Genomic DNA, 26,049 nt, shown 5'->3' with positions numbered 1-26,049 from the left:
GCGTCCGCTCACGAGGCCGCGGCGAGCGGCTTGGGCAGTTCTGACCTGTCGTCGCTGATCTTGCCGTCCGGCGCCACGGAAACGCATCCGCGCCCGGCCGCCTTGGCCGCATAGCAGGCGGCGTCGGCCCTTGCGATGATCTCGTCGACTTCGCCGCAATTGGCGCAGATCGCCGTCAGCCCGATGCTGGCGCCGATCGCGTGCGGTCGGCCATCCCAGGTGAAGTTCAGGCCGGCTATCGCATCGATGATGGAGCGCGCCGCGATCCTCGCGCCGGGTGCTGAACCCGACTTCAGGATGACAGCGAATTCGTCGCCACCCAGGCGCGCGACGATGTCTTCAGGACCAAGCACGCCGCGCACCGCCTCGGCAACCCGCTTCAGCAAGGCGTCTCCGGCCGCGTGACCGCCCGTGTCGTTGACCAGCTTGAAATGGTCAAGGTCGATGAACATGAACTGATGGCGGCCCCCAGCCGTCGAGCCGTCCTTGCGGGCCTGATCGACCAATCCCTCCATGGCGCGGATGAAGCTCGAGCGGTTGGCAAGCCCGGTCAGCGCATCATGGGCGGCGGCATGGGCAAGCTGGCGCTGCAGGGCGCGCGCATCGGTGAAATCCTGGAAGACGATCACCAGACCGCCGAATTCGTTGCGTTCGTTGATGATCGGCGACACGACCTGGCGGATGCTGCAGCGTGTGTCGTCGCGACGGATGAGGACCGCGCGGCTGTTCTGGTCGGAGCGCGCCTCTTCGCCTGTCGCTGGCCGCGTCATGCCGATCCTGTGGCCTGTCTCCTCGTCGACGGCCCAGTAGACATGGCTCAGCGTCTTGCCGAGCGCGTCGTCGCTGAAAACGCCGGTCAATTTTTCGGCCACCGGATTCATGAAGGTGACGCGGTTCGCGGCATCGGTGCAGATGACCGCATCGCCGATCGATTGCAGCGTCACCTTAAGCCGCTCCTTCTCGTCGGCCAGCATCGCCGCCGAGACGATGAGCCGTTCTTCGGCCTGCTTGCGCAGGGTGATGTCGGTCAAGCTGCCGATCGCTCTGATCAACTGTCCGTCGGCATCGCGCTCGATGGCCTTGCCGCGGTCGAGGATCCAGATCCAGCGGCCGTCCTTGTGGCGCATCCTGAACTCGGCCTCGAAGAATTCCGTCTGGCCGTCGAGATGGGCGCGATCGGCCTCCGCGACCGTGGCGCGGTCGTCGGGATGGATCATCGTCAGCCACCGGTCGGGGTCGCCGTCGAGCTCGCCATCCCCATAGCCCAGCATCTTGACCCAGGTGGCGGAATAGGTGGTGCCCCCCTTGCGGATGTCGAAATCCCAGACACCTTGACCGGCGCCGGCGAGCGCGAAGTTCCAGCGCGTTTCGGCCTCGGTGATGCGCGCTTCGGCCTGCTTGCGCGCGTCGATATCCTCGATCTGCGAGACGAGATAGAGCGGGCGCCCACGCCTCCCATCGCGAATGACGGAGCCGGCAAGATTAGCCCAGACGGGTGTACCGTCCTTCTTGAGATAGCGCTTCTCGAAGTGGAAAGTATCGACGGTGCCCGCCCTCAGGCCGGCCATCGTTTCGCGTCCGATCTGCAGATCGTCGGGATGCGTGATCTGGAAGAAGGTCAGCGCCTCGATTTCCCCGCGGCTGTAGCCAAGCATGGTGGCGAACGCAGGGTTGGTCTGGAGAATACGCCCGTCGAGGCTGACGATGGCGATGCCGATGGCCGAGTCCTCCATGGCCCGGCGGAACCGCTGCTCGCTCTCCGTGATCTGCCGTCGATCCTCCGAGATTCGACCGATGAACAGATAGGCCAGGAAAAGCGCGCAGACCGTCACCGCGACCGATATTTGAAGGCAAAGTCTGAGTGCTTCCGCGCCAAGGTCCAGCCTTGACGGCACAAGCGAGGCGGCCACCACGGCAAGACCGGCCGCAAGCAGCGCCAGCGCTGCATGCTTGTACCGTCCCGGCCCGATGATACTTCGCAGTGTCACGATTTATGCCACCCCCGTGGGCAATCGCTTTTTTCCATCGAAACCCTGAAGGATCGATTTTAAGGAAAGGTTGCGTCCGGGGCATCGGCGATATGGACAACCGGCAAACAATTGCCGGCATGATTAAGGATCGGTATTCACGGGGGTGTGGGCGCGGGTATCCCGCTACCAGCGCACGAAAAACCGCCCGCCGAGCGCGCCGAGCAAGGCAAGGGCCGCGATGGCGACCGTGTACCAGGTGGCAACGAAAAGCGGCGAGTCGTCGAAGCAGTGCGCCGCATAGAAAGTCGCCGCCAGCCCGCCGGCAAGCAGCCCCGCGACCGCGCCGGCAAACACCGGCCGTGTCGGCGCGCCATAGCGCAGCATCCACAGGAAGATGGCCAGCGGGCCGATGCCGATCAGCGGGATGAAGCTCATGCAGATCATCATGTTCGAGCCGATCATGCGCGTGCCCCACAGCGCCTGCGGTACCATGAAGAGCTCCAGCACCACGGCCACCACGACCAGCAGCGGCGCGGCGATCATCGCCGCCATTGCCCGGCCTGTCGCCGCACCCGGCGTCGACAGGGCTCGGATCAGGGCGAAGGCGCTGATGGCGAGCGCGATGGTGAAAGCAAACTTGGACAGGAAGCGCATCGTGTGCGCGGCAACCATGAAGTCGGCGCGCGGCCCGATCGTCATCATGAAAACAGCGGCCGCGACGACGACGGCCGCACCGGCCGCCAGCCACCAGGCCAAGCGCAATGGCATTGCCTTGCTGCGGGCATCGGCGTCGAGCGCCTTGATGAGATCGTCGGTCTTCATGTCATTCCCGTCCGAACCGCCCCTGTCCGAATCGCTTGGCTATGGCGGTAAGTCCCCGGTGGAGCGACACACGTACCGCCGTCTCGCTGATGCCGAACTTCGCCGCCGTCTCGCCGATCGAGCGGCCCTCCACGGACACGGCCGACACCACGGAACGCTGTGCCGGCGGCAGGCCGTCGAGCGCCCGGTTGATGTCGCGTTCGCTGACCTTATCGGTCTCCGGCTCTGCCAAAGTCTCGGCGATGTCGTCGACATCGATCTCGATGCGCCGTCCGCGCCGCCGGAACGCGTCGATCAGCTTGAAACGGGCAATCGCATAGACCCAGGGCAGGACCGGCGCGTCCTGGCGCCAGGTGTGTCGTTTCACATGAATTGCCAGCAAGGTTTCCTGCACGACGTCCTCGGGATCGACCCCGCCCTGCACGATCTTGCGCCTGACAAAGCCGCGGATGAGCGCGGCAATCCGGTGGAGAAAGTCGGCATAGGCCTTTTCATCTCCCGCGATCGCGGCCCGCATCAGCCGGGAAAGCTCGGCCTCGTCCTTGCCGCTCACAAGAGTTCACTCCCCGATCTTCGCGCCTCGGCACTGATTTGTTACGTGGCCGTCGAAATAATGTCCAAGCCAAACTACCGGCAAATCACGAAAGTTTGCGGGATGGTCAGCGAAATCCCTGATGGGTTCTCTGGTTCCCGGCCCAGGCGCGAGGACAGCACGGGCCAAGCTTTATTGACGCAGGGTAAACCCTTCTGTAGCGTCAAAGGATCGGAGGGCGGCCGAAATGGATTTCATTGAACGCATTTTTGGATTTTCTCCCGACAAAGGATCGGGAACTTTCGAGGGCAGCCTTGTCATTGCAGCCATAGTCCTTGTCGCTGCCATCTACTTCTATCGAAGACAGAGATCACTGAAGAAATAGCCGCTGGAAAATCGGCGGGGACACGTCCGCCAGGAAAAAATTACCGTTGCGTCCTCTCAGCGTGGGAAACACGACATGGCAGGATCTCTGGTCAATCACATCAGAACCGCGGCCCTGCTGTTGTTCGCCGCCGAATTCTGGAAGCGTCTTGCCGCCGGGCTGAAAGTGCTATTTGCGACGATTCGCATGCTGCTATGCCGGCTGGCCAAGGGCCAGCGGCTGCCAAGCCCGGCGCAGAACGATTGCTGTATCCAGCTGCCGCCCGACATCTACAAGCGCGCCGATCCTCTTCTTTATGCCCAGTACTATCTGATGGCGCAGGGACTCGCGGTCACCTGGGACAATCCAGACATCGACATTTTCGACGGGGCCGCGCCAGTCACCGGCGCACTCCAGCCTGCACACACATATCGCATTCGCGTGCGTGTCTGGAACGGGTCCTACGACGCCCCGGCCATCGGCGTCGGGGTGGCATTGTCCTACCTGTCCTTCGGCGCACAGACCGTTTCCCGTCCGATCGCCAACACCGCCGTCAATCTCGGGGCCAAGGGCACGATCGATTGCCCTGCCTATGCCGAGTTCAGTTGGACCACGCCCGCCACCGGCGGCCACTATTGCCTGCAGGCACAGCTTTCCTGGGGCGATGACGCCAACCCCGGCAACAACCTTGGCCAGAAGAACGTCAACATTGCCGAGATGCGCTCGCCGGCAAGGTTCGTCTTCAGCGTCCGCAACGAGGCCTCGGTCGTTCGGCGTTTCCAGGTCGAGGCGGACTGCTACGGCCTGCCGAAGCTGCGGCCATGTGCCCCGTCACGCGGCGAAGGTCGCGGCGAGGGCACGGACACCCCGCAGTCGCGGCTCGCCGAGAGCAAGGCACGCTGGGCCAGGGCCCTCGAGGAACAGGCCTATGGCCGGTTTCCCATCCCGGACGACTGGTCGGTCAGGATCGTTCCAAGAACGCTTTCACTGCAACCGCGCCAGATAACCGAGATCGCCGTCGAGATCGAAGCGAAGGACGCCGCCTTCCGTGGCTCGAAGACCTTCAACGTCCATGTCTTCACGATCGGCGAAAGCGGATCGCGCACCATGACCGGCGGTGTGACGCTCACCGCCACGAAAGGCTGAGGCGTTCCGATGGCCTACAAGCACTATACGAGCTGCTTTCTCTATCCCGCCGGTGGCAAGCCCTACAATGAGGACGACCGGCTGGCTTTCCTCGCCGGCCAGGCGCTGCAGATCATCGTCATCACCGGGCTGGCAGCCGCGTTCGGGTTGCTGCTGGGGCCGGTTGGTGCGGCACTTGCCGCGGCAATCGCATTTCTGGCGTCCGCCACCGCGACGATCGACAAGGCCGCCGGGGAATGGCTCAACCATCGCCTGGTCTGCCTCGACAAGGACAATCCGAAATGCGCGGTCGGCATCGTCTCCTACAATCCGTTCCGCAGCGATCTCGGCGCCTTCGACAACGACCAGTATTTCGACGTCATACTGATGCCGCATCCGACGACCGAGATCCTCAACGCCGAGACCAACGAGGCGGCTTTGGCGGCCGCCAATCGCTACAATGCCGACGGCACCGTCGTCACGGAATTCGCCGCCAGCATCGCGGCCCATCCGGCCAACGACATTCTCAATGACGGCTTTCAGGGTCATGAGCTGCTGTTGCCGCGCGATGACCTGAAGACGGACCTGGGCTACGCACCCGCCGACGACCATGCCCGCTGGGGCCTGCACTGCGAGGCCGAGGGCGACTTCTGGATCAAGATGCGCCAATGGGCGCCGGCCATCGTCATCCTGCTGACGGCGGCTCTGGTCGTCACGGCGGCCGCGGCGGCCGCCGGCGCCGGTGTCGGGGCGGCCGTCGGCTGCGCGATAGGGTCGTTTTTCCTGGGTGCGCTGGGCTGCGCCATCGGCTCGTTCCTGGGGGGATTGCTCGGGGCGGCCATTGGCGGCGCCATCGGCGGCGCGGCGTCCTACTTCGGCGGGGTCAAGCCGGTCCTGCAGGGGCTGTTCAACTGGAACCCCGGCAATGTCGAGGACGCCAATGTCGGCGACAAGGCGCTCGGCCCCATCAGGATGGGCGATCATGTCGCCGTCCTCGGCGAACATGTCTATGACGGCTATCACAAGGGCTGGCACGAGTTTCATCCGCTGATGGCGGTGGTCAAGTTCGATGCGGCCGCCGGTGTCGACGCAAAACACTATCTTCAGTGGAACCCGGACTTTCCCGACATGGGCACAGTCCCGCCCAAACCGCCGGGCGAGGCCACGGACCTCACCGCGCAGGATATGCGTGACGGCCTCGGCAGCGCCGCGTTCAGGACACGCTGCGAGAATTTGCGCAGAACCTGGTGCGCCATGCTGAACGACGCGTTCGATCCGGAGACCAAACGAACACAGCAGGGCCTGGATCAGCGCTGGACCATTCATCCCATGGTCGATGGCTGCATCCCGCAGGAGCAGCCACCGGCACCGCATATCGGGTGATGTCAAATGCGTCCGACACGCGAAACCGTGATGATACCGATTGGTTTTCAATCTTGACTAACCCATTCATGAATTGATACTCGGACGCACCCGCAGTGCGGGCAACCCGAGGAGTACCTTATGAAATCCCCCCTTCTTGCCCTGGCCAGCGTAGCGGCGCTTGCAATCAGCCTGGCCGCCGGTCCGGCAACGGCCGAAGATGCCGGCATCATCGTCTATAACGCCCAGCATGAAAGCCTGACGAAAGAATGGGCCGAAGGGTTCACCAAGGAAACCGGCATCAAGGTCACCTTGCGCAACGGCGGCGACAGCGACTTCTCCAACCAGATCGTCTCGGAAGGCGCCGCTTCGCCCGCCGACGTGTTTTTGACGGAGAATTCGCCGGCCATGGCGCTGGTGGAGAATGCCGGCCTGTTCGCGCCGGTCGACGCCGACACGCTGGCTCAGGTCCCGCAGGACTATCAGCCAGCCAGCGGCAAATGGGTGGGCGTGGCCGCGCGCAGCACCGTTTTTGCCTACAACACGACCAAGCTCAAGGCTGATCAGTTGCCCAAGTCGATGCTCGATCTCGCCGATCCGAGCTGGAAAGGCCGCTGGGCGGCTTCGCCTTCCGGCGCCGATTTCCAGGCCATCGTCAGCGCGCTGCTGCAGCTCAAGGGCGAGGCCGCCACGGCCGAATGGCTGAAGGCGATGAAAGAGAACTTCACCGCCTACAAGGGCAACAGCACGGTGATGAAGGCGGTCAATGCCGGCGAGATCGAAGGCGGCGTGATCTACCACTATTACTACTTTGGCGATCAGGCCAAGACCGGCGAGAACTCCAAGAACGTCGCGCTGCACTATTTCAAGAACCAGGATCCGGGCGCTTTCGTGTCGGTTTCCGGCGGCGGCGTGCTGGCTTCGAGCAAGCACCAGAAGGAAGCCCAGGCCTTCCTGAAATGGGTGACCGGCAAGGGTGGCCAGGACGTGCTGAAGAATGGAACCTCCTTCGAATATGCGGTCGGCAAGGACGCCCAGTCCAATCCGAAGCTGGTGCCTCTGGCCGACCTGCACGCGCCGAAGGTCGACGCCACGACCCTCAACTCCAAGAAGGTCACCGACCTGATGACGGCAGCCGGCTTGCTTTAGTTGGCGTTCGTCCTAATAAGAACGTCAGACCGTGCTCCCGCGGACTCTCTTTCCGCGGGAGCGTTTTCTTTTTCGAGATTGCATTCGTCGATGACGACACGTTGCTTATCCGACCGCGACCGCGGTCCTTCAATTGCCGCCGCCGGGCGGCAATGGCGCGGCGTGTGAGCTGATGCAGTCCGCGGTCCATCTCGCGCGCCCGGGCCTGCCGCCCAAGATGCGCCGGCGGGCGCAACGGCGGGCGGCGCCTTGGCTTGTCGCCGCCGCCATATCTGTCTCCCTGCTGGCGCTGCTGCCGCTCGCTTTCATCATATGGATCGCGGTCCAGACCGGCTGGGAGACCGTCTCGGCATTGATCTTCCGGCCACGTGTCGGCGAACTGCTGGTCAACACCGGCCTGCTGGCGCTGCTGGCCGTACCGATCGCCATCATCTTGTCGGTGACGCTGGCCTGGCTGACCGAACGCAGCGACCTGCCCGGCGCCCGGCTCTGGGCCTGGCTCAGCGTGGCGCCGCTCGCCATCCCCGCTTTCGTGCACTCCTATGCCTGGATCACCATGGTGCCGGGGTTGCACGGCCTGTGGGCAGGTGTGCTGGTGTCCGTCATCGCCTATTTTCCCTTCCTTTATCTGCCAGTATCGGCGGCGCTGCGCCGCCTTGATCCTGCCCTGGAGGATGCAGCGGCGGCACTTGGTCTCGGACCCTGGCGCGTGTTCTGGCGTGTCGTGTTGCCGCAGCTCAGGCTGGCGATTTGCGGCGGCTCGCTGCTGGTCGGACTGCATCTGCTGGCCGAATATGGCCTCTACGTCTTCATCCGCTTCGACACCTTCACCACCGCGATCGTCGACCAGTTCCAGTCGACCTTCAACGGCCCGGCCGCCAACATGCTGGCCGGCGTGCTGGTGACCTGCTGTTTCGTGCTGCTCGGTCTCGAAGTGCTGGTGCGCGGCGAGGAACGTTATGCCCGTGTCGGCTCGGGTGCCGCGCGGTATCAGCAACGCATCGGCCTAGGCCGCGCCACCATCCCGAGCCTTGCCTTGCTCCTCGTCACCACGCTGCTGGCGCTTGGCGTGCCGTTCATCACCATCGGGCGCTGGCTCCTCGCCGGCGGCGTCGATGTCTGGCGTCTCGACGAGATTGGACTGGCTCTCGGCCAGACGCTGTTCCTGTCCCTTGCCGGGGCGCTGCTTGCCACTGTCGCGGCGATGCCGATGGCCTGGATCTCGATCCGCGCGCCGGGGCCGTTGCAGCGTCTCCTGGAGGGATGCAATTACATTGTCGGCTCGCTGCCGGGTGTCGTCATTGCGCTGGCGCTGGTCACCATCACCGTGCGCATCGCCCTGCCACTCTACCAGACCCTGTTCACCATCCTGGTCGCATATGCCTTGATGTTCCTGCCGCGTGCCCTGGTCAGCCTGCGCGCCTCGATCGCCCAGGCGCCGGTCGAGCTCGAACGCGCCGCGTCGAGCCTCGGCCGGCGTCCGCTTAACGCCCTGTGGTCGACGACAATCCGCCTGTCGGCGCCGGGTGCGGCGGCCGGCATGGCACTTGTGGCGCTCGGCATCATGAACGAGTTGACCGCGACCCAGATGCTGGCGCCCAACGGCACGCGCACGCTGGCCATGGCATTCTGGTCCTACAGCAGCGAGATCGACTACGCCTCGGCCGCCCCTTACGCCTTCATCATGGTGGCGATGTCGCTGCCCCTGACCTGGCTGCTCTATGTCCAGTCGAAGCGGATGGCCGGACGATGAGCTTTCTTGAAATCGGCAATCTGCACAAGCATTACGGCCCGGTCGCCGCACTGGCCGGCGTCGACCTGAACGTCGCCAGCGGCAGCCGCACGGCGATCGTAGGACCTTCCGGCTGCGGCAAGACGACCTTGCTGCGGCTGATCGCCGGCTTCGAGGCGCCCGATCAGGGCCGCATAGTGCTCGACGGGCAAGTGCTGGCCAATGGCGGCGCCGCCGTTCCGGCGCATCGCCGCGGCATCGGCGTGGTGGCGCAGGACGGCGCCCTGTTCCCGCATCTGACCATCTCGGACAATATCGGCTTCGGTATGGGCCGGGACGACGACAAGCGCGCCGAGCGCATCGTCGAACTTGCCTATATCGTCGGACTGGACAAGGCGATCCTGAAACGCCGCCCGCACGAGCTCTCCGGCGGTCAGCAGCAGCGCGTGGCGCTGGCTCGCGCCATGGCGATGAAGCCACGGCTGATGCTGCTGGACGAGCCGTTCTCGGCCCTCGACACCGGCCTGCGCGCCTCGATGCGCAAAGCGGTGGCCGAACTTCTGGAGGCCGCCGGCATCACCACCATCCTGGTGACGCACGACCAGGCCGAGGCGCTGTCCTTCGCCAGCCAGGTGGCGGTGATGCGCGATGGAAAATTTTCCCAGGTCGGCACACCGCGCGAACTCTATCTCAAGCCGAAGGACAGGATGATCGCCGAGTTCCTCGGCGATGCCATCATCCTGCCGGCCAGCGTCTCGGGCGGCTTCGCCAGCTCCCCGCTCGGCCGCATCGCGGTCGATACGGCGGACAGCCGCGATATCGTCCGCATCATGCTGCGGCCGGAACAGATCGGGCTGAAACGCACCTCGCGCGAGGGCATGTCGGGCACATCGGACATGCTGTTCGGCGAGGTGACGGAATCGGAGTTCGCCGGCTCGACATGCACGGTCGCGGTCCGGCTTCTGAACAATTCCGATCCGCCGGACGCCGCCGCCATCGGCGGCACGCCGCTGATCCTGCGCAAATCCGGCATGGACGCACCGGCGGTCGGCGAGATCGTACGGCTGACCGTATCGGGAAAGGCGCATGTCTTCACTTGAGAGCGACGGCTGAAGGCGCTGAACCCAAGCGAAGTGGCCAGCTCACGCCGTGATGCGTTCGCCTGTTTCCGCTGAATAGATCGGCCATTGCTCGAGAAAATCGCAACCGTGCTACCACCACGCACTGGTTGGCGCTGTCGACGAGGATGACGGCGTAGGAAGGCGGCGCCTGTTCGACGATCTCGGTCGATCGGTCGAGGGCAAGCTCGAACCGGGCATGCAGGCCGCGCTGCGCCGAGAACGGAATGCCGGCAACGGTGCCGGCAATGTCGCGATGGACATGGCCGAAGAAGATATGGCGAACGTTGCCATGGCCCCGCAGCAGTCCGAGCAACCGCTCTGGCTGTTCGAGCGCCAGCGGATCGAGCTGCGGCAGGCCGAGCGCGACCGGCGGATGATGCAGGAAAACGTAGGCTGGCCTGCCGCCTGATTGTTCCAGCCGGGCTTCGAGCCAGGCGAGCCGGCTGTCGCACAGTTCGCCCCCGATGCGTCCTTCCGCCAGGCAGTCGAGAAACAACAGCACTTCGTTGCCGGTATCATAGACCGACTGCACGAAGCCGTTTTCGTCGACCGGAACTTCGGGAAACGCGGCGACGAGGCTGGCCCGCCGGTCATGGTTGCCCGGCAGCAGCCTGTACGGCATCGACAGCGTGCCAAGCGCAATGCGCAGATCGACATAGCTTTGCGGCGCACCGGTCTCCGTCAAGTCGCCGGTGAAGACGCAAAGCGCGGCGTCGGGATGATGCGCATTGATGTGCGCGATGCACCGATCCAGCCGCTGATGCAGGTCTGCCCCATAGCGGCGCTCGCCTCGCCGGCCAAGATGCACGTCTGTGACCTGGATGATTTTCATGCGCGTCTCTTGGCTGAGCGTTTGGGAAATCAAAGCGCCGGCTCGGGCACGGAAGCCTTGAAGACATCGAGACGGGTCCCTGTCTCCGACGAGAAGAAGTGCATGTTGTCCGGCGAGATCTTCAGGCCAACGGTGCTGCCGGGTTCGGGATGAACGGCCTCCGAGGTCATCACCGAAAACGGAGCGCCGTCGAGGTCGACATAGATGACCCGCCCCGCACCCAGTTCCTCGATCAGGTCGACAGTCGCATCGAGCGCGTCCGGCGTTCCCGGCGCCACCAGCCGGACGGCTTCCGGCCGGATGCCCATCGCCACCTTCGTGCCCACCGGCAGGCCGGCGCGAGCCATGCCCAGGCGCCGGCTGCCGTCGAGCAGCGACAGCCCGTCGAGTTCGACGGTGCCTTCAAGAATGTTCATGGCCGGCGCGCCGACGAAGGTGGCGACGAAGCGACTGGCGGGGCGGGTGTAGATCTCACCTGGCGTGCCGACCTGTTCGACTCGTCCGCCATTCATGACCACCAACCGGTCGGCCAGCGTCATCGCCTCGACCTGGTCGTGGGTGACGAAGACGGAGGTGGCGTTCAGCCGGCGATGCAGTTTGCGGATTTCCGAGCGCATCTGCACGCGCAGCTTGGCGTCGAGATTGGACAGCGGTTCGTCGAACAGGAAGACTTTCGGCTCGCGGATCATGGCGCGGCCCATGGCGACGCGCTGCCTCTGACCGCCCGAAAGCGCCATCGGCTTGCGGTCGAGCAGCTGTTCAAGTTCCAGCGTGCGGGCCACCGCCTGAATCCGCTGGTTGCGCTCGGCCGAGGGAACACCTGATACCTTCAGCGAATAGCCGATGTTCTGGGCCACGCTCATATGCGGATAGAGTGCGTAATTCTGGAACACCATGGCGCAGCCGCGCTCGCGTGGTTCGAGCTTGTTGACCACCGTGCCGTCGATGGCGATCGTGCCGTCGGAAATCTCTTCCAGCCCGGCGATCATCCTGAGCAGCGTGGACTTGCCACAGCCGGATGGGCCGAGGATGACGACGAACTCGCCCGAGGCGAAGTCGAGATCGACTCCATGCACGACCTGTGTCTTGGCATAGTTCTTCTTGACGCCGCGTATTGCGATGGAGGCCATCTTTGTCTCCTTGTTACTTCTCGGTGGCGATCAGGCCGCGCACGAACCAGCGTTGCATGAGCACCACGACGATCAGCGGCGGCAGCATGACGATGAGCGTTCCGGCCATGGCAATGTTCCATTCCGGAATGCCGCCGACATTGGGGATGAGCTGCTTGAGCTCGGTGACGGCGGTCGCATGCGACTGGTCGGTGGTGATGAGCAGCGGCCACAGATACTGGTTCCAGGCCCACAGGAACATGATGGTGCCGAGCGCGGCCATGTTGTTGCGCGACAATGGCAGCAGGATGTCGATGAAGAAGCGCAGCGCGCCGGCGCCGTCCATGCGCGCGGCCTCGGTCAGCTCGTCCGGCACGGTAAGGAAGAACTGCCGGTAGAGGAAGGTGCCGGTGGCGGTGGCGATCAACGGCAGGATCAGCCCGGTATAGGAATTGAGCAGCCCTAGGCTGAGCGAAACCTGGACGCCCGAGACCTTCTCGATCAGCCAGCTCAGCCCGGTGATGTCGAGGATGGTCTGGTAGGGCGACAGCACATTGGCGACGACCGCGTAGGTCGGCACGATGCGCACTTCCAGCGGCAGCATCAGGGTGACGAAAATCAGCCAGAAGATGAAGGTGCGGCCGGGATAGCGGAAATAGACGATCGAGAAGGCGGTCAGCGCCGAGATGATGACTTTGCCGGCCGCGACGCCGGCAGCCATGATGAAACTGTTGAGCAGCTTGGGGCCAAGGTCGGCCGTCGTCCACGCCGTCTTGATGTTTGTCCAAAAATCGCTGCCCGGCAGCAGCGACATCGGCACATCGTTGACATCCTTGAGGTTGTGCGACGCGGCCACGGCCACAACCACGAACGGCGCGATGCAAAGTACAAAGCCGACAAACAGGATCAGATGGGTGAAGAAGTTCAGGAACGGGGTGCGCTCGACCATATCAATCTCACCTGTAGTGCACGCGCCGCTCGATGAAGCGGAACTGGAAAATGGTCAGCACGACGATGAGCAGCATCAGGATGATGCTCTGCGCGGCGGCGCCCGAATAATCGAGGCCTTTGAAGCCGTCGGAATAGATCTTGTAGACCATTAGATTGGTGGCATTCGCCGGCCCACCTGACGTCATGATGTCGACGATACCGAACGAATCCTGAAAGCTTTCCGTGATGTTGATGACCAGCAGGAAGAAGATCGTCGGCGTGATCAGCGGGAACTGGATGTCCCAGAAGCGCCTCATGACACCGGAGCCGTCCATCGCGGCGGCTTCGATCAGGGGACGCGGGATGGCCTGGAACGCCGCGAGGAAGAAGATGAAGTTGTAGCCGACATATTTCCAGGAGAAGGCGATGATGATCGAAGCCATGGCGTCGGCCCCGTCGAGGCCGGGGTCCCAGAAGCCGGGCCAGACCTGGTTGACGACAGCCATGAAGCCGGCTTCCGGCGCCAGGATGAAACGGAACGCCATCGCCAACGCGGGTGCGGCGATGCCGTAGGGCCAGATCAGCACCACGCGATAGAGGCGCGAGCCGGCAAGCTGGCGGTCGGTAAGCGCGGCGAGCACAAGCGCGACGAACATCGCAAGCCCGGTGCTGATCCCGGCAAAGACGAGGCTGGCGGTGATCGAGTTCCAGTAATCGGCGTTGGCCAGGATCGAGCGGAAATTGTCGAGCCCGACCCAGATGTTGCCGCCGCCCCAGGGCTGCTGCAGCGTCAGCGACCAGTATACGGCCTGGCCGGCAGGCCAGTAGAAGAACGTGAAGATCAGGAGGAGCTGTGGCACCGCGAAAAGGATGCCGATTGTCCAGCTGCCGAAAGTGACGCGTTTTTCCATCGGTCCGCCGTTGCCGCAGAGTGGTCAGCTTAAAGCAAGTCAGAGATTAATAACGAAATGGCCGCCCGTCGAATCTCGGCGGGCGGCCCGGGAAATCCCCCGCGATCAGGGCAGGGTCTTGCCCGGATAGGTCTGCTGGAAGCGGTCGAGGATGGCGTCGCCGTTCTTGACGAGTGTGTCGAGACCTTCCTGCACGCTGACCTTGTTGGCGAAGATCGCCTGCATCTGCGTGCCGAATTCGGCGCGGATCTGGGTGAAGTTGCCCAGGCGCACGCCACGGGTGATTTCGGTCGGCTCGGACGCGGTCAAGCTGGCGATCGCGGTTTCACGGCCCTTGTAGGGCGCCTTGTCGTAGAAGCCGGTGGATTTCATGTAATCGAAGCCCGACTTGGTCACCGGGATGTAACCGGTGTTGGTCGACCAGAACAAAGCGGTCTTGGGGTCGTGGATGAAGTTGAGGAACGCGGCCGCGCCCTTGTATTCGGCGTCCGACTTGCCGGAGAGCACCCACAGCGAAGCGCCGCCGACCAGCGAATTCTTGCGCTCGATACCGGCATAGACCGGCAGTTCGGCGACGTCCCACTTCATGCCTTCCTTCTGGGTCTTGCCGACCGTGCCGTGATCGCCGACCGAGGTCATGATCACCTGGCAGGTGCCCGAGGCGAAGGCCTGGACCATATCCTGGCCGAGATCCTTGGACTTGATCTTGATCAGGCCGGCGTCATACCACTTCTTGAGATCGGTGACGTACTGGACGAACTTGGTCTTGTTGACTTCCAGACGCGCGTCGAGCCCGTCATAGCCGTTGTTCTTGGTGGCGATCGGCTGGTTGTGGATGGCCGAGAACTGCTCCATCAGCTGCCAGCTTTCATTGGCCGAGATGTTGATCGCCATCGGGCATTCGTAGCCGGCGTCCTTCAACGCCTTGAGGTCGGCGCCGACGTCTTCCCAAGTCTTGGGCGCCTCGGTCTTGCCGATCTTGGCGAAGGCGTCCTTGTTCCAGTACATCAGCGCGGTCGAGGAATTGAACGGGAAGGACAGCATCTCGCCCTTCGAGGTCGCGTAGTAGCGGGCGATGCCGGGGAAATAGTCGGCGTAGTCGATCTTGTAGCCGTTTTCTTCCATCAGCTTGTCGGCGGGCTTGTAGGCGGCCGACAGCATCATCGTGGCAGTGCCGACGTCATAGACCTGCACGACGGCGGGCTGTTTGCCGGCGCGGAAGGCGGCGATGGTGTTCTGCAGCGTGGCGTCGTAATTGCCCTGGCTGGTGCAGACGACTTCATAATCCTTCTGCGAGGCGTTGAAGTTCTTGCACAGCGTATCGACGACGCGGGCGAGGTCGCCCGACAAGCCGAACCAGAAGTCGAATTTTACCGGCTCCGCAAAGGCAGGAACCGCCAGCGCGGTGCTGAGCGCGCCAGCGGCAAGGGCAGCGAGGCCCCGCTTGATGATCGTCATGGTTTCTTCCCTCTTGAATGACTGTTGACAAGGGTCTTGCGCAAGTCCTTGCCCGCTCTCTTAGAGAAGGTATGTGACAGTTCGTTGTGGCCTCCCGGGCCTGTGGACAGCTGGTCTTTCCTCCCCCTCGGCGGTGGCGCCGGCATGAAAACGTCACACCGGCGCCTTAGGTAGCTAGGGCGGCTGTCAGGGACGTAAAGGCCGTCATGGTTATCCGGCTAAAGGGATGATGAAATGCGGGTGAAGCAAGCGCCATGAGCCGCTGTTCGCGGCCCTTGCCGAGCGCGGCTTATGAATGGCAGGCGGCCAACGACATGGACCTGCCCACCCAGCGCCGGCCGGTCGGCCGCATCGACTGGTTCTTCACACGCGGCCTCACGGCCAGCGCGCCGGCGGTCCTTCCGGCGGTGCCGCCGGATGGCAGCCCGAGCTCGGATCATGAAACCCTGGCCGTGACAGTTCGCCTGAAATAGCCGCCATCTTCAAGTCGACGTGGCTGAACTGGACGGTGCTCGCGCGTCAGCCTGCGCCGTGAAGGCACGCTATGGTTGCAGGCGACTTTATCGATCCTTCAACAGCCAAGCATTAATCAGTCATATTTCTTTTTTTATTTCCTGTGGGCTAGGGGGAAATAAGATGCTGACGGTCTATAACTGCATCGTGCACCAGCACGATCTGCGACTGGTCGCACTGGCAGCGCTGATCTGCGGAATTTCCTGTTTCTCTGCTGTAAACCTGCTTCACCACATCAGCCGCTCGACAGACCGCAACCGGCTGGTCTGGCTGATGATATCAGCGACTTCGACCGGGTTCGGCATCTGGGCAACCCATTTCATTGCCATGCTCGCCTTCACGCCGGGCATCCCTAGCGCTTACGATCCGGGGCTCTCCGTGATCTCGCTCGCCGCCTCGGTCGCACTGACGGCGGCCGGCATGTGGATCGCCACCTTGCGGGACGAGATCGATTACCATCTCGTTGGCGGCGCCATTCTGGGCGGCGGCATCGCAGCCATGCACTACATCGGCATGGCGGCGTTCGAGGTCCAGGGACGGATCGAATGGAACCTGCTGCTTGTCGCCGTTTCCCTGCTGGCCGGTATGACGCTTGCGGCACTGGCGCTGCATGTCGTTCTGCGCCGCCCTTCCTTGTCAGCGACATCCGCCGGCGCGGTGCTGCTGACGCTGGCCATCTGCACCTTGCATTTCATCGGCATGGGCGCGGTCTCGATCTTTCCCGATTCCTCGATCGTCATATCGCAGTACACGATCGCGCCGACCTCGCAGGCCTTCGCGGCCGCGGCCGCCAGCCTGGTGATCCTGGTTCTGTCGGCGTCGGCGTTGTGGATCGACTTGCGCTTCCGTCGCCAGAAACTCGAGGTCGACCGCATGCATGGCCTGGCCAATGCAGCCGTGGAAGGCCTGATCGTCTGCGACGGCAGTCGCATCGTCAGCGCCAATGACAGCATGGCCAAGCTGACCGGCGCGCCGGCTATGACACTGAACGGGATGGAACTGCGCGAACTTTTCGACGAACGCGCAGCATCCGATGCGACCAGCCTGGAGGGCCAGCCGCGGGAAGCGGAGCTGAGGAGCCGCGACGGGACGAGAATACCCGTCGAACTGATCGCCAGGAGTATCGATTATTGCGGCAAGCCCCACAATGTCATCGCCGTGCGCGACATACGCGAACGCAGGAAGGCGGAGCAGGAGATCCTTCGCCTTGCCCATTTCGATCCGCTGACGGGACTTGCCAATCGCCGCAGTTTCTCCAGCCGTCTCGACACGGAAATTGCATCCATGAACCGCGTCGCGACTGCCGACGCAAACATCAAAGGCCGGCATCTTGCGCTTCTGCTGCTCGACCTTGACCGCTTCAAGGAGGTGAACGACCTCTACGGGCACGGCGCCGGTGATGCCATGTTGCAGAAAGTGGCAAGCTGCGCGTCCGGCGTTTTGCGCCACGGCCAGATGCTTGCGCGCCTGGGCGGCGACGAATTCGCCATCATAGCCCCTAATTTGCCCGACCCGCAGGCGGCGGGCCGCATCGCCAATTCGGTGCTCGCCGCCATGCGTGAGGAAAACCGGGCAGCGGTCGGCGGCGGGCTGGTCTCGGCCAGCATCGGCATCGCGGTCTATCCGCTTGATGCAGAGGACCAGACCAGCCTGATCAGCCACGCCGATACGGCACTCTATCGCGCCAAGACCGAAGGCAGGGACACGTTTCGCTATTTCGAAGCCTCGATGGGCGCCGAGGCTCGTGACAAGCGCGTGATGGAGCACGAATTGCGCCAGGCCGTCGTGCGCGGTGAATTCTACCTCGTCTACCAGCCGCAGAAGGAGATCAGCAGCGGCAAGATGGTAGGCTTCGAGGCCCTGATCCGCTGGCGCCATCCTGAGCGTGGCGAGGTTTCCCCGGCCACTTTCATTCCGGTGGCCGAGGACAGCGGCGCGATTGGCCAGATCGGGGATTGGGTGCTCGAGGCGGCCTGCGAGGAAGCCGCGCGCTGGGAAAACCCGCTGACGGTCGCCGTCAACGTCTCCGCGGTGCAACTCCACAACCCCAATTTCAGCCGCAAGGTCCACGAAACCTTGCTGAAGACAGGCCTTGCCCCGACCAGGCTTGAACTCGAGATCACCGAAACCGCGCTGGTGAAAGACATGCCGCGTGCGCTGGCAACCCTGCGGCAGGTCAAGTCGCTTGGCGTGCGCGTGGCCATGGATGATTTCGGTACCGGCTATTCCTCTCTTTCCAACCTGCGCGCCTTCCCCTTCGACAAGATCAAGATCGATTCCTCCTTCATCAAGGCGGTCGACACGAACGGCCAGGTCGCGGCGATCGTGCGCGCGGTGCTGGGGCTGGGGCGCGGCCTTGGCCTGCCGGTTCTGGCCGAAGGCGTCGAGACGCTTGGCGAGTTGAAGTTCCTTGACGCCGAGGCCTGTGAGATCGGCCAGGGCTACTATCTCGGCAAGCCGGCGCCGATCGAGGCGTTCGACGACCTGACCGGCCATGGCAAGCCCACTCCGGTGCGTGCCGGCCGCCAGGATGGCAGCCTCGTGCTGCTCAAGCCCAGCGTGCGCTCGGCCTAAAGCGCGACATGCATTGGTTCACGACCCGAGCGCCGTCTCGACCAACCGCTTGGCGTCCGGCCCGGACCATTCGGCCGGACCGTTCATATGGGCGATCAGGCAGCCTTCGCCGTCGATCAGCATGGTGACGGGAAGGCCGAGCGCCAGACCGCGCGTCTTGAGATCGTTGAACAGCGTCATCGTCGAATCCCGGTAGTAGCCGAGCGTGTGCACACCGGTATCGGCGAGAAACTTCTTCGGCTTCAAATCGTCGCCGGCATCGACGTTGACGGCGACGACCTGAAAGGCGTCGCTGCCTTTGTCTTTTTGCAGCGCATCGAGCGCCGGCATTTCGGCACGGCATGGCGCGCACCATGTCGCCCAGAGATTGAGCAGCACCGTCTTGCCGGCATGGTCAGCGATGGTCATCGGCTTGCCGTCCGGGCCGTTGAAGGCAAGGCTCCTCATCGACTGCGGCGGATCGGCCGGCAAAAGTGCCGCGACCTCACCGGTGGCCGCGGCCGCCACCTTCTTGGCGCGATCGCTCTTGGCGGCGCAGGCGACGTCGTCCTTGCTGTCCCCGGCGGCCACCTGGGCCGGTGCGTTGTTGCCAGACCGGCTCTCGCTGACATATACCGCGACCGCGCCGGCCAGCGCTCCCGCTACCAGGGCGGCGAGGATCAGGCGCGGGGCCGGGAAAAATCTGTTTCCGTCTGCCATTTTCTCAAAACTGCTCCGAAGCACGGGTTTTATAGCGATGAGCGATAAGAAGACCAGCAACCAGATGTGGGGCGGACGATTTGCCTCGGGTCCGGCCGCGATCATGGAAGCGATCAACGCGTCGATCTCGTTCGACCGCAAACTCTACGCGCAGGATATCCGCGGTTCGATCGCCCATAGCGAGATGCTGGCGCAGACGGGCATTATTTCGGCGGCCGATCAAGAAAAAATCGCTCACGGCCTGAACACGATCCTGAAAGAGATCGAAGCTGGCACGTTCGAGTTCTCGACCAGGCTGGAAGACATCCACATGAATGTCGAGGCCCGGCTCGCCGACCTGATCGGTTCCGCGGCTGGCCGGCTGCACACAGCTCGCTCGCGCAACGACCAGGTGGCGGTCGACCTGAGGCTCTGGGTCAAGGACGAGTGTTTTCGCGTCGCCGAGGCGTTGAAGGGGTTGATCGGGGCGCTGCTCGAACGGGCCGAGGAGCATGCGGCGACCGTGATGCCGGGCTTTACCCATATGCAGGCAGCGCAGCCGGTTACCTTCGGCCACCATTGCATGGCCTATGTCGAGATGTTTTCGCGCGACCTGTCGCGCGTGCGCGACGCCATCGAACGGATGGACGAGAGCCCGCTCGGCGCCGCCGCCCTTGCCGGCACCAGTTTCCCGATCGACCGCCACCAGACCGCCAGGGCGCTCGGTTTCCGCGAGCCGATGCGTAATTCGCTGGACAGCGTCTCCGACCGCGATTTCGCGCTGGAGTTCCTCGCCATGGCGGCGATCTGCGCCACCCATCTGTCGCGGCTGGCGGAAGAGATCATCATCTGGTCGACGCCGCAATTCGGCTTCATCAGGCTGTCGGATAGCTTTTCCACCGGCTCTTCGATCATGCCGCAGAAGAAGAACCCCGACGCCGCCGAACTGGTGCGCGGCAAGACAGGCCGCGTCAACGGCCATCTGGTCGGCCTGCTGACGGTGATGAAGGGCATGCCTTTGACCTATGGCAAGGACATGCAGGAAGACAAGGAATCGGTCTTCGACGCCGCCGAGACGCTCGACCTGATGCTGGCCGCGATGACCGGCATGGTCTCGGACATGACCGTCAATGCGGCCGCGATGAAGAAGGCAGCCGGCTCCGGCCACGCCACCGCCACCGACCTTGCCGACTGGCTGGTGCGCACCTTAGGCCTGCCGTTCCGCGAGGCCCATCATGTCACCGGACGCGCAGTGGCACTGGCCGAAGAGAAGAAGGTGAGCCTGGAGAAGCTTGCGCTGGAGGACCTGCAATCGATCAACCCAGGCATCACACCAGACATATTCTCGGTGCTGGCGGTGCAGAACTCGGTCAAGAGCCGCACCAGCTTCGGTGGCACCGCGCCGTCGGAAGTGAGGAAGCAGGTCCGCGCCTGGAAAAAGCGTATCGCCAAGGCGTGATCCCGGATATTGCGATCTGCAAATATCCCGATGTTGCGATCGGCAATATCCGGGGTGCAATACGCTGAGAACTCGGCTAAAAGCGGCGGCTGGCAAACGTTTCGGACGGATGGATCGATGACCGGAAGCAGGATTTTGGTAACGCTGACGCTGCTTGCGGCGCTTGCCTCCGTGACCGCCTGCGGCCGCAAGGCCGGCCTCGATACGCCCTACGAGGCGGCTGTCCAGGCGCGCAAGGATGCCGAGAAGGCCCACCAGCCCGTGCCGCCGGAACCGGAAAAACCGGTCGTGGACAAGAAGTTCATCCTCGACCCGCTGATTTAGCGCCCGCCAACTTCCGGAACCACTCTCGTGAACCATTTCGACTACCGCGACGGCGTGCTGCATGCCGAGGACGTGGCGATCCCTGATATCGCCGCACAGGTCGGCACGCCGTTCTACTGTTATTCGACGGCGACCCTGACCAGGCACTACCGTGTCTTCGTCAAGGCCTTTGCCGGGCTCGACGCGCTGGTCTGCTACGCCATGAAGGCCAATTCCAACCAGGCCGTGCTGCGGACCCTGGCCAAGCTCGGCGCCGGCGCCGACGTGGTCTCGGAAGGCGAATTGCGCCGGGCACTGGCAGCCGGCGTCCCGGCCAGCAAAATCCTGTTCTCCGGTGTCGGCAAGACGGCGCGTGAAATGGACTTTGCGCTCGAAGCCGGCATCCTTTGCTTCAACGTCGAATCCGAGCCGGAGCTCGAACTCTTGTCGGCCCGCGCCTCGGCTCTCGGCAAGGTGGCGCCGGTGTCGCTGCGCATCAATCCCGATGTCGACGCCAGGACCCACAAGAAGATCTCAACCGGCAAGGCCGAGAACAAGTTCGGCATTCCGTGGCAGCGGGCGCGCCAGGTCTATGCCCGCGCAGCAACGCTTCCCGGCATCAAGATCACCGGCATCGATACCCATATCGGCAGCCAGATCACGGAACTGCAGCCTTTCGACGACGCCTTCGCCCTGCTGGCCGACCTGGTCGGCGCGCTGCGCGCCGACGGACATGCGATCGAGCATGTCGATCTCGGCGGCGGCCTCGGCATTCCCTATCGCGTCGACAACAACCCTCCCCCTTGCCCGACGCCTATGCCCAGATCGTCCGCAAGCATGTCACCAAGTTGGGTATGAAGGTGATGTTCGAGCCGGGCCGGCTTATCGTCGGCAATGCCGGCATCCTGGTCTCGGAAGTGATTTTCGTGAAGGAAGGCGACGCCAGGAACTTCCTCGTCGTCGACGCCGCCATGAATGACCTGATCAGGCCGACGCTCTACGATGCTTTTCACGAGATCAGGCCGGTCGTGCAGCCACCGGCCGACACGCCGCGCATGATGGTCGATGTGGTCGGCCAGGTCTGCGAGACCGGCGACTATCTCGGCCTCGATCGCGACCTGCCGAGGCTGAAGTCGGGCGATCTCGTCGCGGTTTCCACCGCCGGCGCCTATGGCGCGGTCCAGGCCGGCACCTACAACACCCGCCTGTTGGTGCCGGAGGTGCTGGTCGACGGCGACCGTTTCCATGTCGTTCGTCCGCGCCTGACCTATGACGAGCTGATCGGACTGGATTCGGTGCCGGACTGGCTTGCATAAGCCGGTACTTTCATACGAGGAACACGTCATGTCGCAGGGCAACACCGTCACACGCGAACGCATTGCCGCGATGGAACCGCGCATCCGCCCTTATGTCAGGCACACGCCGGTGCTGCGCATCGACATGGCCGACTTCGACCGGCCGCCACTGGCGGTCGACCTCAAGCTCGAATGCCTGCAGCATTCCGGCTCGTTCAAGGCGCGCGGCGCCTTCACCAACCTTTTGGAGCGGCCGGTTCCCGGCGCCGGCGTCGTTGCCGCGTCGGGCGGCAACCATGGCGCCGCTGTCGCCTACGCCGCCATGCGGCTTGGGCACAAGGCGACCATCTTCGTTCCCGAGGTGAGCCCGCAGGCCAAGCTGGATCGCATTCGCGGCTATGGCGCCGACCTCGTCGTCGGCGGTGCCCGCTATGCCGAGGCGCTGGCCGCCAGCGAACGTTTCGCCGAGGAAACCGGCGCCTTGCAGATCCACGCCTTCAACCAGGAGGAAACGTTGATCGGCCAAGGCACGCTCGGGCTTGAGATCGAAAGCGATCTGCCTGAGATCGACACGCTGCTGGTCGCCGTCGGTGGTGGCGGCCTGATCGGGGGCATCGCGGCCTGGTATGCCGGCCGCATCCGCATCGTCGCCGTCGAACCCGAGGGCGCGCCGACGCTTCATCGCGCCTTCGAGGCCGGCCATCCGGTCGACGCGCCGGCCGAAGGCATCGCCGCCGATTCGCTGGCGCCCAAGCGCGTCGGCGAAATGATGTTCCCGATCGCCGAAGCCTTCGTGGAACGCTCCATCCTGGTCAGCGACGACGACATCATCGCCGCCCAGAAAGCACTCTGGAACCGCGTGCGTATCATCTCGGAGCCAGGTGGCGCCGCCGCCTTCGCCGCGATTCTGTCCGGCCGCTACACGCCGACGCCGGGCGAACGGGTGGCCGTGCTGGTCTGTGGCGCCAACGCAAACCCCGCCAATTTCTGATCGCAATCAATTCGGCCGGCTTCACGTTTTCTCAAACCGCCTCGCCTTTGCCGTGTTTGCTGGTATTCTTCGAGTCGTGAGGCTTGGGCTATCCTGCCCCGCCCCAAGGCATAGTCCCGAAAACTCGAATCCGGTTTTCGGAACAGATCATGCTCAAGGAAATAGAGCCCCTTCCCGGGCCTTCGGGATGGAACCGGCTCTGGGAAGGGCCGATGACGCAACGACCCATCTTCAGCAACGACCGCGGCCTGGCCGGACGCCTTGCCTTGAGCCGGCTGGCGACGCGGGTCGCGATGACGGTCGAGCGTGGCTGGCCGCTGCTACTCCCGCTCATCATTGTCGCCGCTCTCTTCCTCAGCGCCTCCTGGTTCGGCATTTTCCCCCGGCTCCCGGATGTGATGCGCATCGGCCTTGTCGCCCTGTTCGGCCTCGCAGGGCTGGCCGCGCTCTATCCGCTGCGCTTTTTCCGCATGCCTGGCGCCGCCGAGGTCGATCGCCGCATCGAGGCCGCCAACAAACTGCTGCACAGCCCCGTACAGGTGCAGAGCGACCGGCCTAGCGGTCAGGAAAGCAGCTTTTCGCAGGCGCTCTGGCGCGAGCACCAGAAGCGCATGGCTGGAAAGCTCGACAGTCTCGGCGCCGACCTGCCGCGCACGCGCGTACCGGAGCGCGACCCCTGGGGACTTCGCGCCGTGGCGGCGCTGCTGCTCGTCACCGCCTTTGCCTTCTCCTTCGGGCCGACCGGCGGCAGGATAGCAGACGGTTTCAGCGCACACGGCACGCTCGACACCGTGCCGCCGCGCATCGACGCCTGGGTGACGCCGCCGGCCTATACTGGCAAGCCGCCGATCTTCCTGACCGCCGACGCCAACCAGACGACGCCAACTTTCCACGTCCCCGAGGGTAGCGACGTCTCCTTGCGCGTCACCGGAGGCTCGGGCGAAGAAACGCTTGCCTATGCCGACGAGGACGGCAACGCGCGCGCCATCGACCCGGCCAGCCCGCAAGCCGCCGCCACGGCCAAACCGGTCGCAAGCCCGGCACTGTCCAAGGTGCGCCAATTCGCCGGCAAGCTGACTGGCGACGGCACGTTGACGCTGAAATCGGGCGACGACCAGCTTGGCCGCTGGGCCTTCGCCGTGATCCCTGACACGCCACCGCAGATCCGCTTCGTCGGCGAGCCCAAGCGCGCGGCCAACGGCGCCTTCGAGCTCAACTACCAGATCGACGATGACTATGGCGCCGCCACCGCCAAGGCGGTCTTCGCGCTGGCCGATCCGCAGGCGCCAGGTGCGCATCCGCTCTATGGCCCGCCCGATATGCCGCTGACGCCGCCGCGCCGCGGCGGCAAGTCGAATGCCGCCCGGACCACGAAGGACCTGACAGAGCATGTCTGGGCTGGCGGCAGCATCAAGCTGACGCTGGTCGCGACCGACGACGCCGGACACACCGCGTCCAGCGAGACCAAGACGCTCGTGATGCCCGAGCGCCCATTCGCCAACCCGCTGGCGCGCGCCGTGATCGAACAGCGCCGCCTGCTCGCGCTCGACACCAATGCCAAGCCGCGCGTGCTCGACTTGATGGACGCCATCACGCTGCGGCCTGAAGACACGTTTGACAATATGTCCCACTACCTCGCCATCATGAGCGCGATGAGCCGCCTGAAACTGGCCGGGAACGACGATCAGCTGCGCGGCGAGGTCGCCTATCTCTGGGAAATCGCGCTCGGCATCGAGGAGGGCAATCTATCGGCCGCCGAAAAGCGGCTGCGCCAGGCGCAGCAGGCGCTGCAGGAGGCCATCAAGAACGGCGCCAGCGACGCCGAGATCGAGAAGGCGATGAAGGAACTGCGCGAGGCGATGAACCAGTTCCTGCAGGAATTCGCCGAACGCGCCAAGCAGAACCCGAATGCGCCGCAGATGCAGCAGAACGGCCAGGAACTACGCCAGAGCGACATCGACCGCATGATGGACCAGATCGAGAACCTGGCGAAGTCGGGCGACCGCGACAAGGCGCAGCAATTGCTGTCGCAACTGCAGGACATGATGAACAACCTCCAGGCCGGCCGCCAGCAGCAGGGCGGCGAGCAGGACAGCCAGATGCGCCAGCAGATGGACAAGCTCGGCGAGATTTTGCGGCGCCAGCAGGAGATGATGAACGACACGTTCCGCATGGACCAGATGCAGCGCGGCGAGCGACAGCGTGGCAAGAATCGCGACGAGCAACTCGGCGAAGGCAGCGGCGAGGACCAGGACAAGCCAGGGCTTGGCGAGGACCGCGATCCGCTCGCCAGGCAAAAGCCGATGACGCCGCAGGAATTTGCCGATGCGCTGAAGCAGTTGCAGGAAGGCCAGGGCCAGCTCAAAAGCGATCTCGAACAGCTGAAGAAGGGCCTCGAAGGCATGGGCATGGAGCCCAATGAAGGATTTGGCGAGGCCGGCAAGTCCATGGGTAGCGCCGAGCAGGCGCTTGGCGAGGGTCAGGGCGACGAGGCCGTCGGCCACCAAGGCCGGGCGCTCGAGGCGCTGCGCAAGGGCGCCAAGGACATGATGAAGCAGATGCAGGCCATGCAGGGCGACCAGGGCGGCAGCCAGGAAGGTGGCCGTCAGCAGGACGCCGACCGTGACCCGCTCGGCCGGCCCCGCGCCAGCCAGGGTCCTGATTTCGGCGACTCGGTGAAAGTGCCCGACGAGATCGACGTGCAGCGCGCCCGCCAGATCCTGGAAGCGATCCGCAAGCGGCTCGGCAATGCGCTCAGCCCCGATATCGAGCGCAGCTATCTGGAACGGTTGCTGGAGCTGAAATAGTGGCGAAGCAAC

20 protein-coding genes and 1 pseudogene are annotated in these 26,049 nt (G+C 64.1%); 12 read left to right on the top strand and 9 right to left on the bottom strand.

Features of this window, described 5'->3' with window-relative positions; all coding sequences use genetic code 11:
- Positions 1 to 8 precede the first annotated feature (8 nt).
- From EJ077_RS04465 to EJ077_RS04455, 3 genes are all read right to left on the bottom strand, one after another.
- Positions 9 to 1,988: a PAS domain S-box protein gene (locus EJ077_RS04465; RefSeq protein ID WP_208699942.1), complete on the bottom strand. Its 1,980-nt coding sequence runs from the start codon at positions 1,986 to 1,988 to the stop codon at positions 9 to 11.
- A gap of 165 nt (positions 1,989 to 2,153) precedes the next feature.
- Positions 2,154 to 2,792 (bottom strand): NrsF family protein, encoded by a 639-nt coding sequence (locus tag EJ077_RS04460; RefSeq protein ID WP_208699940.1) that lies wholly within the window; start codon positions 2,790 to 2,792, stop codon positions 2,154 to 2,156.
- Position 2,793: 1 nt separating this feature from the next.
- A complete protein-coding gene (locus EJ077_RS04455; protein ID WP_208699938.1) occupies positions 2,794 to 3,345 on the bottom strand; it encodes a sigma-70 family RNA polymerase sigma factor in 552 nt (183 codons plus the stop codon).
- A 439-nt stretch (positions 3,346 to 3,784) separates the two neighbouring features.
- Between EJ077_RS04455 and EJ077_RS04450 the strand changes: the two genes are divergently transcribed.
- From EJ077_RS04450 to EJ077_RS04430, 5 genes are all read left to right on the top strand, one after another.
- Positions 3,785 to 4,834: a hypothetical protein gene (locus EJ077_RS04450; protein WP_208699936.1), complete on the top strand. Its 1,050-nt coding sequence runs from the start codon at positions 3,785 to 3,787 to the stop codon at positions 4,832 to 4,834.
- Between the two features lie 9 nt (positions 4,835 to 4,843).
- Positions 4,844 to 6,196, top strand: a complete 1,353-nt coding sequence (locus EJ077_RS04445; RefSeq protein ID WP_208699934.1) for a hypothetical protein — start codon at positions 4,844 to 4,846, stop codon at positions 6,194 to 6,196.
- Between the two features lie 120 nt (positions 6,197 to 6,316).
- Positions 6,317 to 7,324: an iron ABC transporter substrate-binding protein gene (locus tag EJ077_RS04440; protein WP_208699932.1), complete on the top strand. Its 1,008-nt coding sequence runs from the start codon at positions 6,317 to 6,319 to the stop codon at positions 7,322 to 7,324.
- A 172-nt stretch (positions 7,325 to 7,496) separates the two neighbouring features.
- A complete protein-coding gene (locus EJ077_RS04435) occupies positions 7,497 to 9,077 on the top strand; it encodes an ABC transporter permease (RefSeq protein ID WP_208699930.1) in 1,581 nt (526 codons plus the stop codon).
- Positions 9,074 to 10,156: an ABC transporter ATP-binding protein gene (locus tag EJ077_RS04430; protein ID WP_208699928.1), complete on the top strand. Its 1,083-nt coding sequence runs from the start codon at positions 9,074 to 9,076 to the stop codon at positions 10,154 to 10,156. The genes EJ077_RS04435 and EJ077_RS04430 overlap by 4 nt, the downstream gene beginning before the upstream one ends.
- Here EJ077_RS04430 and EJ077_RS04425 read toward each other — a convergent pair.
- The 5 genes from EJ077_RS04425 to EJ077_RS04405 all read right to left on the bottom strand — a co-directional run bounded on the left by EJ077_RS04425 (position 10,149) and on the right by EJ077_RS04405 (position 15,417).
- Positions 10,149 to 11,009 carry a phosphodiesterase gene (locus EJ077_RS04425; protein ID WP_245458632.1) on the bottom strand — a complete coding sequence of 287 codons (861 nt, stop codon included), beginning with the start codon at positions 11,007 to 11,009 and terminating at the stop codon, positions 10,149 to 10,151. The two genes, EJ077_RS04430 and EJ077_RS04425, sit on opposite strands and share 8 nt — an antisense overlap.
- A gap of 29 nt (positions 11,010 to 11,038) precedes the next feature.
- Positions 11,039 to 12,139, bottom strand: a complete 1,101-nt coding sequence (locus EJ077_RS04420; RefSeq protein ID WP_208699926.1) for a sn-glycerol-3-phosphate import ATP-binding protein UgpC — start codon at positions 12,137 to 12,139, stop codon at positions 11,039 to 11,041.
- Between the two features lie 13 nt (positions 12,140 to 12,152).
- Positions 12,153 to 13,067 carry an ABC transporter permease subunit gene (locus EJ077_RS04415; RefSeq protein ID WP_208699924.1) on the bottom strand — a complete coding sequence of 305 codons (915 nt, stop codon included), beginning with the start codon at positions 13,065 to 13,067 and terminating at the stop codon, positions 12,153 to 12,155.
- Positions 13,068 to 13,074: 7 nt separating this feature from the next.
- Positions 13,075 to 13,959, bottom strand: coding sequence for a carbohydrate ABC transporter permease (locus EJ077_RS04410; RefSeq protein ID WP_208699922.1), 885 nt, complete (start codon positions 13,957 to 13,959; stop codon positions 13,075 to 13,077).
- 105 nt (positions 13,960 to 14,064) lie between these two features.
- Positions 14,065 to 15,417 (bottom strand): extracellular solute-binding protein, encoded by a 1,353-nt coding sequence (locus EJ077_RS04405; protein ID WP_208699920.1) that lies wholly within the window; start codon positions 15,415 to 15,417, stop codon positions 14,065 to 14,067.
- A 254-nt stretch (positions 15,418 to 15,671) separates the two neighbouring features.
- Here EJ077_RS04405 and EJ077_RS04400 point away from each other — a divergent pair, with 254 nt between their 5' ends.
- Positions 15,672 to 15,890 carry a hypothetical protein gene (locus EJ077_RS04400; RefSeq protein WP_245458631.1) on the top strand — a complete coding sequence of 73 codons (219 nt, stop codon included), beginning with the start codon at positions 15,672 to 15,674 and terminating at the stop codon, positions 15,888 to 15,890.
- Between the two features lie 163 nt (positions 15,891 to 16,053).
- Positions 16,054 to 18,504: an EAL domain-containing protein gene (locus tag EJ077_RS04395; RefSeq protein ID WP_208699918.1), complete on the top strand. Its 2,451-nt coding sequence runs from the start codon at positions 16,054 to 16,056 to the stop codon at positions 18,502 to 18,504.
- 18 nt (positions 18,505 to 18,522) lie between these two features.
- On the opposite strand, the gene EJ077_RS04390 is transcribed toward EJ077_RS04395, so the two are convergent.
- Positions 18,523 to 19,203 carry a thiol:disulfide interchange protein TlpA gene (locus tag EJ077_RS04390; protein ID WP_208699916.1) on the bottom strand — a complete coding sequence of 227 codons (681 nt, stop codon included), beginning with the start codon at positions 19,201 to 19,203 and terminating at the stop codon, positions 18,523 to 18,525.
- A gap of 37 nt (positions 19,204 to 19,240) precedes the next feature.
- Here EJ077_RS04390 and argH point away from each other — a divergent pair, with 37 nt between their 5' ends.
- The 5 genes and pseudogenes from argH to EJ077_RS04365 all read left to right on the top strand — a co-directional run bounded on the left by argH (position 19,241) and on the right by EJ077_RS04365 (position 26,037).
- On the top strand, positions 19,241 to 20,641 hold the full coding sequence (gene argH, locus EJ077_RS04385; protein ID WP_208699914.1) for an argininosuccinate lyase: 1,401 nt from the start codon (positions 19,241 to 19,243) through the stop codon (positions 20,639 to 20,641).
- A 117-nt stretch (positions 20,642 to 20,758) separates the two neighbouring features.
- Positions 20,759 to 20,965: a lipoprotein gene (locus tag EJ077_RS04380; protein ID WP_015315543.1), complete on the top strand. Its 207-nt coding sequence runs from the start codon at positions 20,759 to 20,761 to the stop codon at positions 20,963 to 20,965.
- 27 nt (positions 20,966 to 20,992) lie between these two features.
- Positions 20,993 to 22,260, top strand: a pseudogene (gene lysA / locus EJ077_RS04375) (diaminopimelate decarboxylase).
- 28 nt (positions 22,261 to 22,288) lie between these two features.
- On the top strand, positions 22,289 to 23,230 hold the full coding sequence (locus EJ077_RS04370; protein ID WP_208699912.1) for a threonine/serine dehydratase: 942 nt from the start codon (positions 22,289 to 22,291) through the stop codon (positions 23,228 to 23,230).
- A 212-nt stretch (positions 23,231 to 23,442) separates the two neighbouring features.
- Entirely contained in the window at positions 23,443 to 26,037 is a 2,595-nt protein-coding gene (locus EJ077_RS04365; RefSeq protein ID WP_208699911.1) for a TIGR02302 family protein, read from the top strand.
- The last annotated feature ends 12 nt before the right edge of the window (positions 26,038 to 26,049 follow it).

The sequence above is a fragment of the Mesorhizobium sp. M8A.F.Ca.ET.057.01.1.1 genome (genome assembly GCF_003952565.1).
In the GTDB taxonomy this organism is placed as follows: domain Bacteria; phylum Pseudomonadota; class Alphaproteobacteria; order Rhizobiales; family Rhizobiaceae; genus Mesorhizobium.
This window is presented reverse-complemented; position numbering and strand designations above follow the sequence as displayed.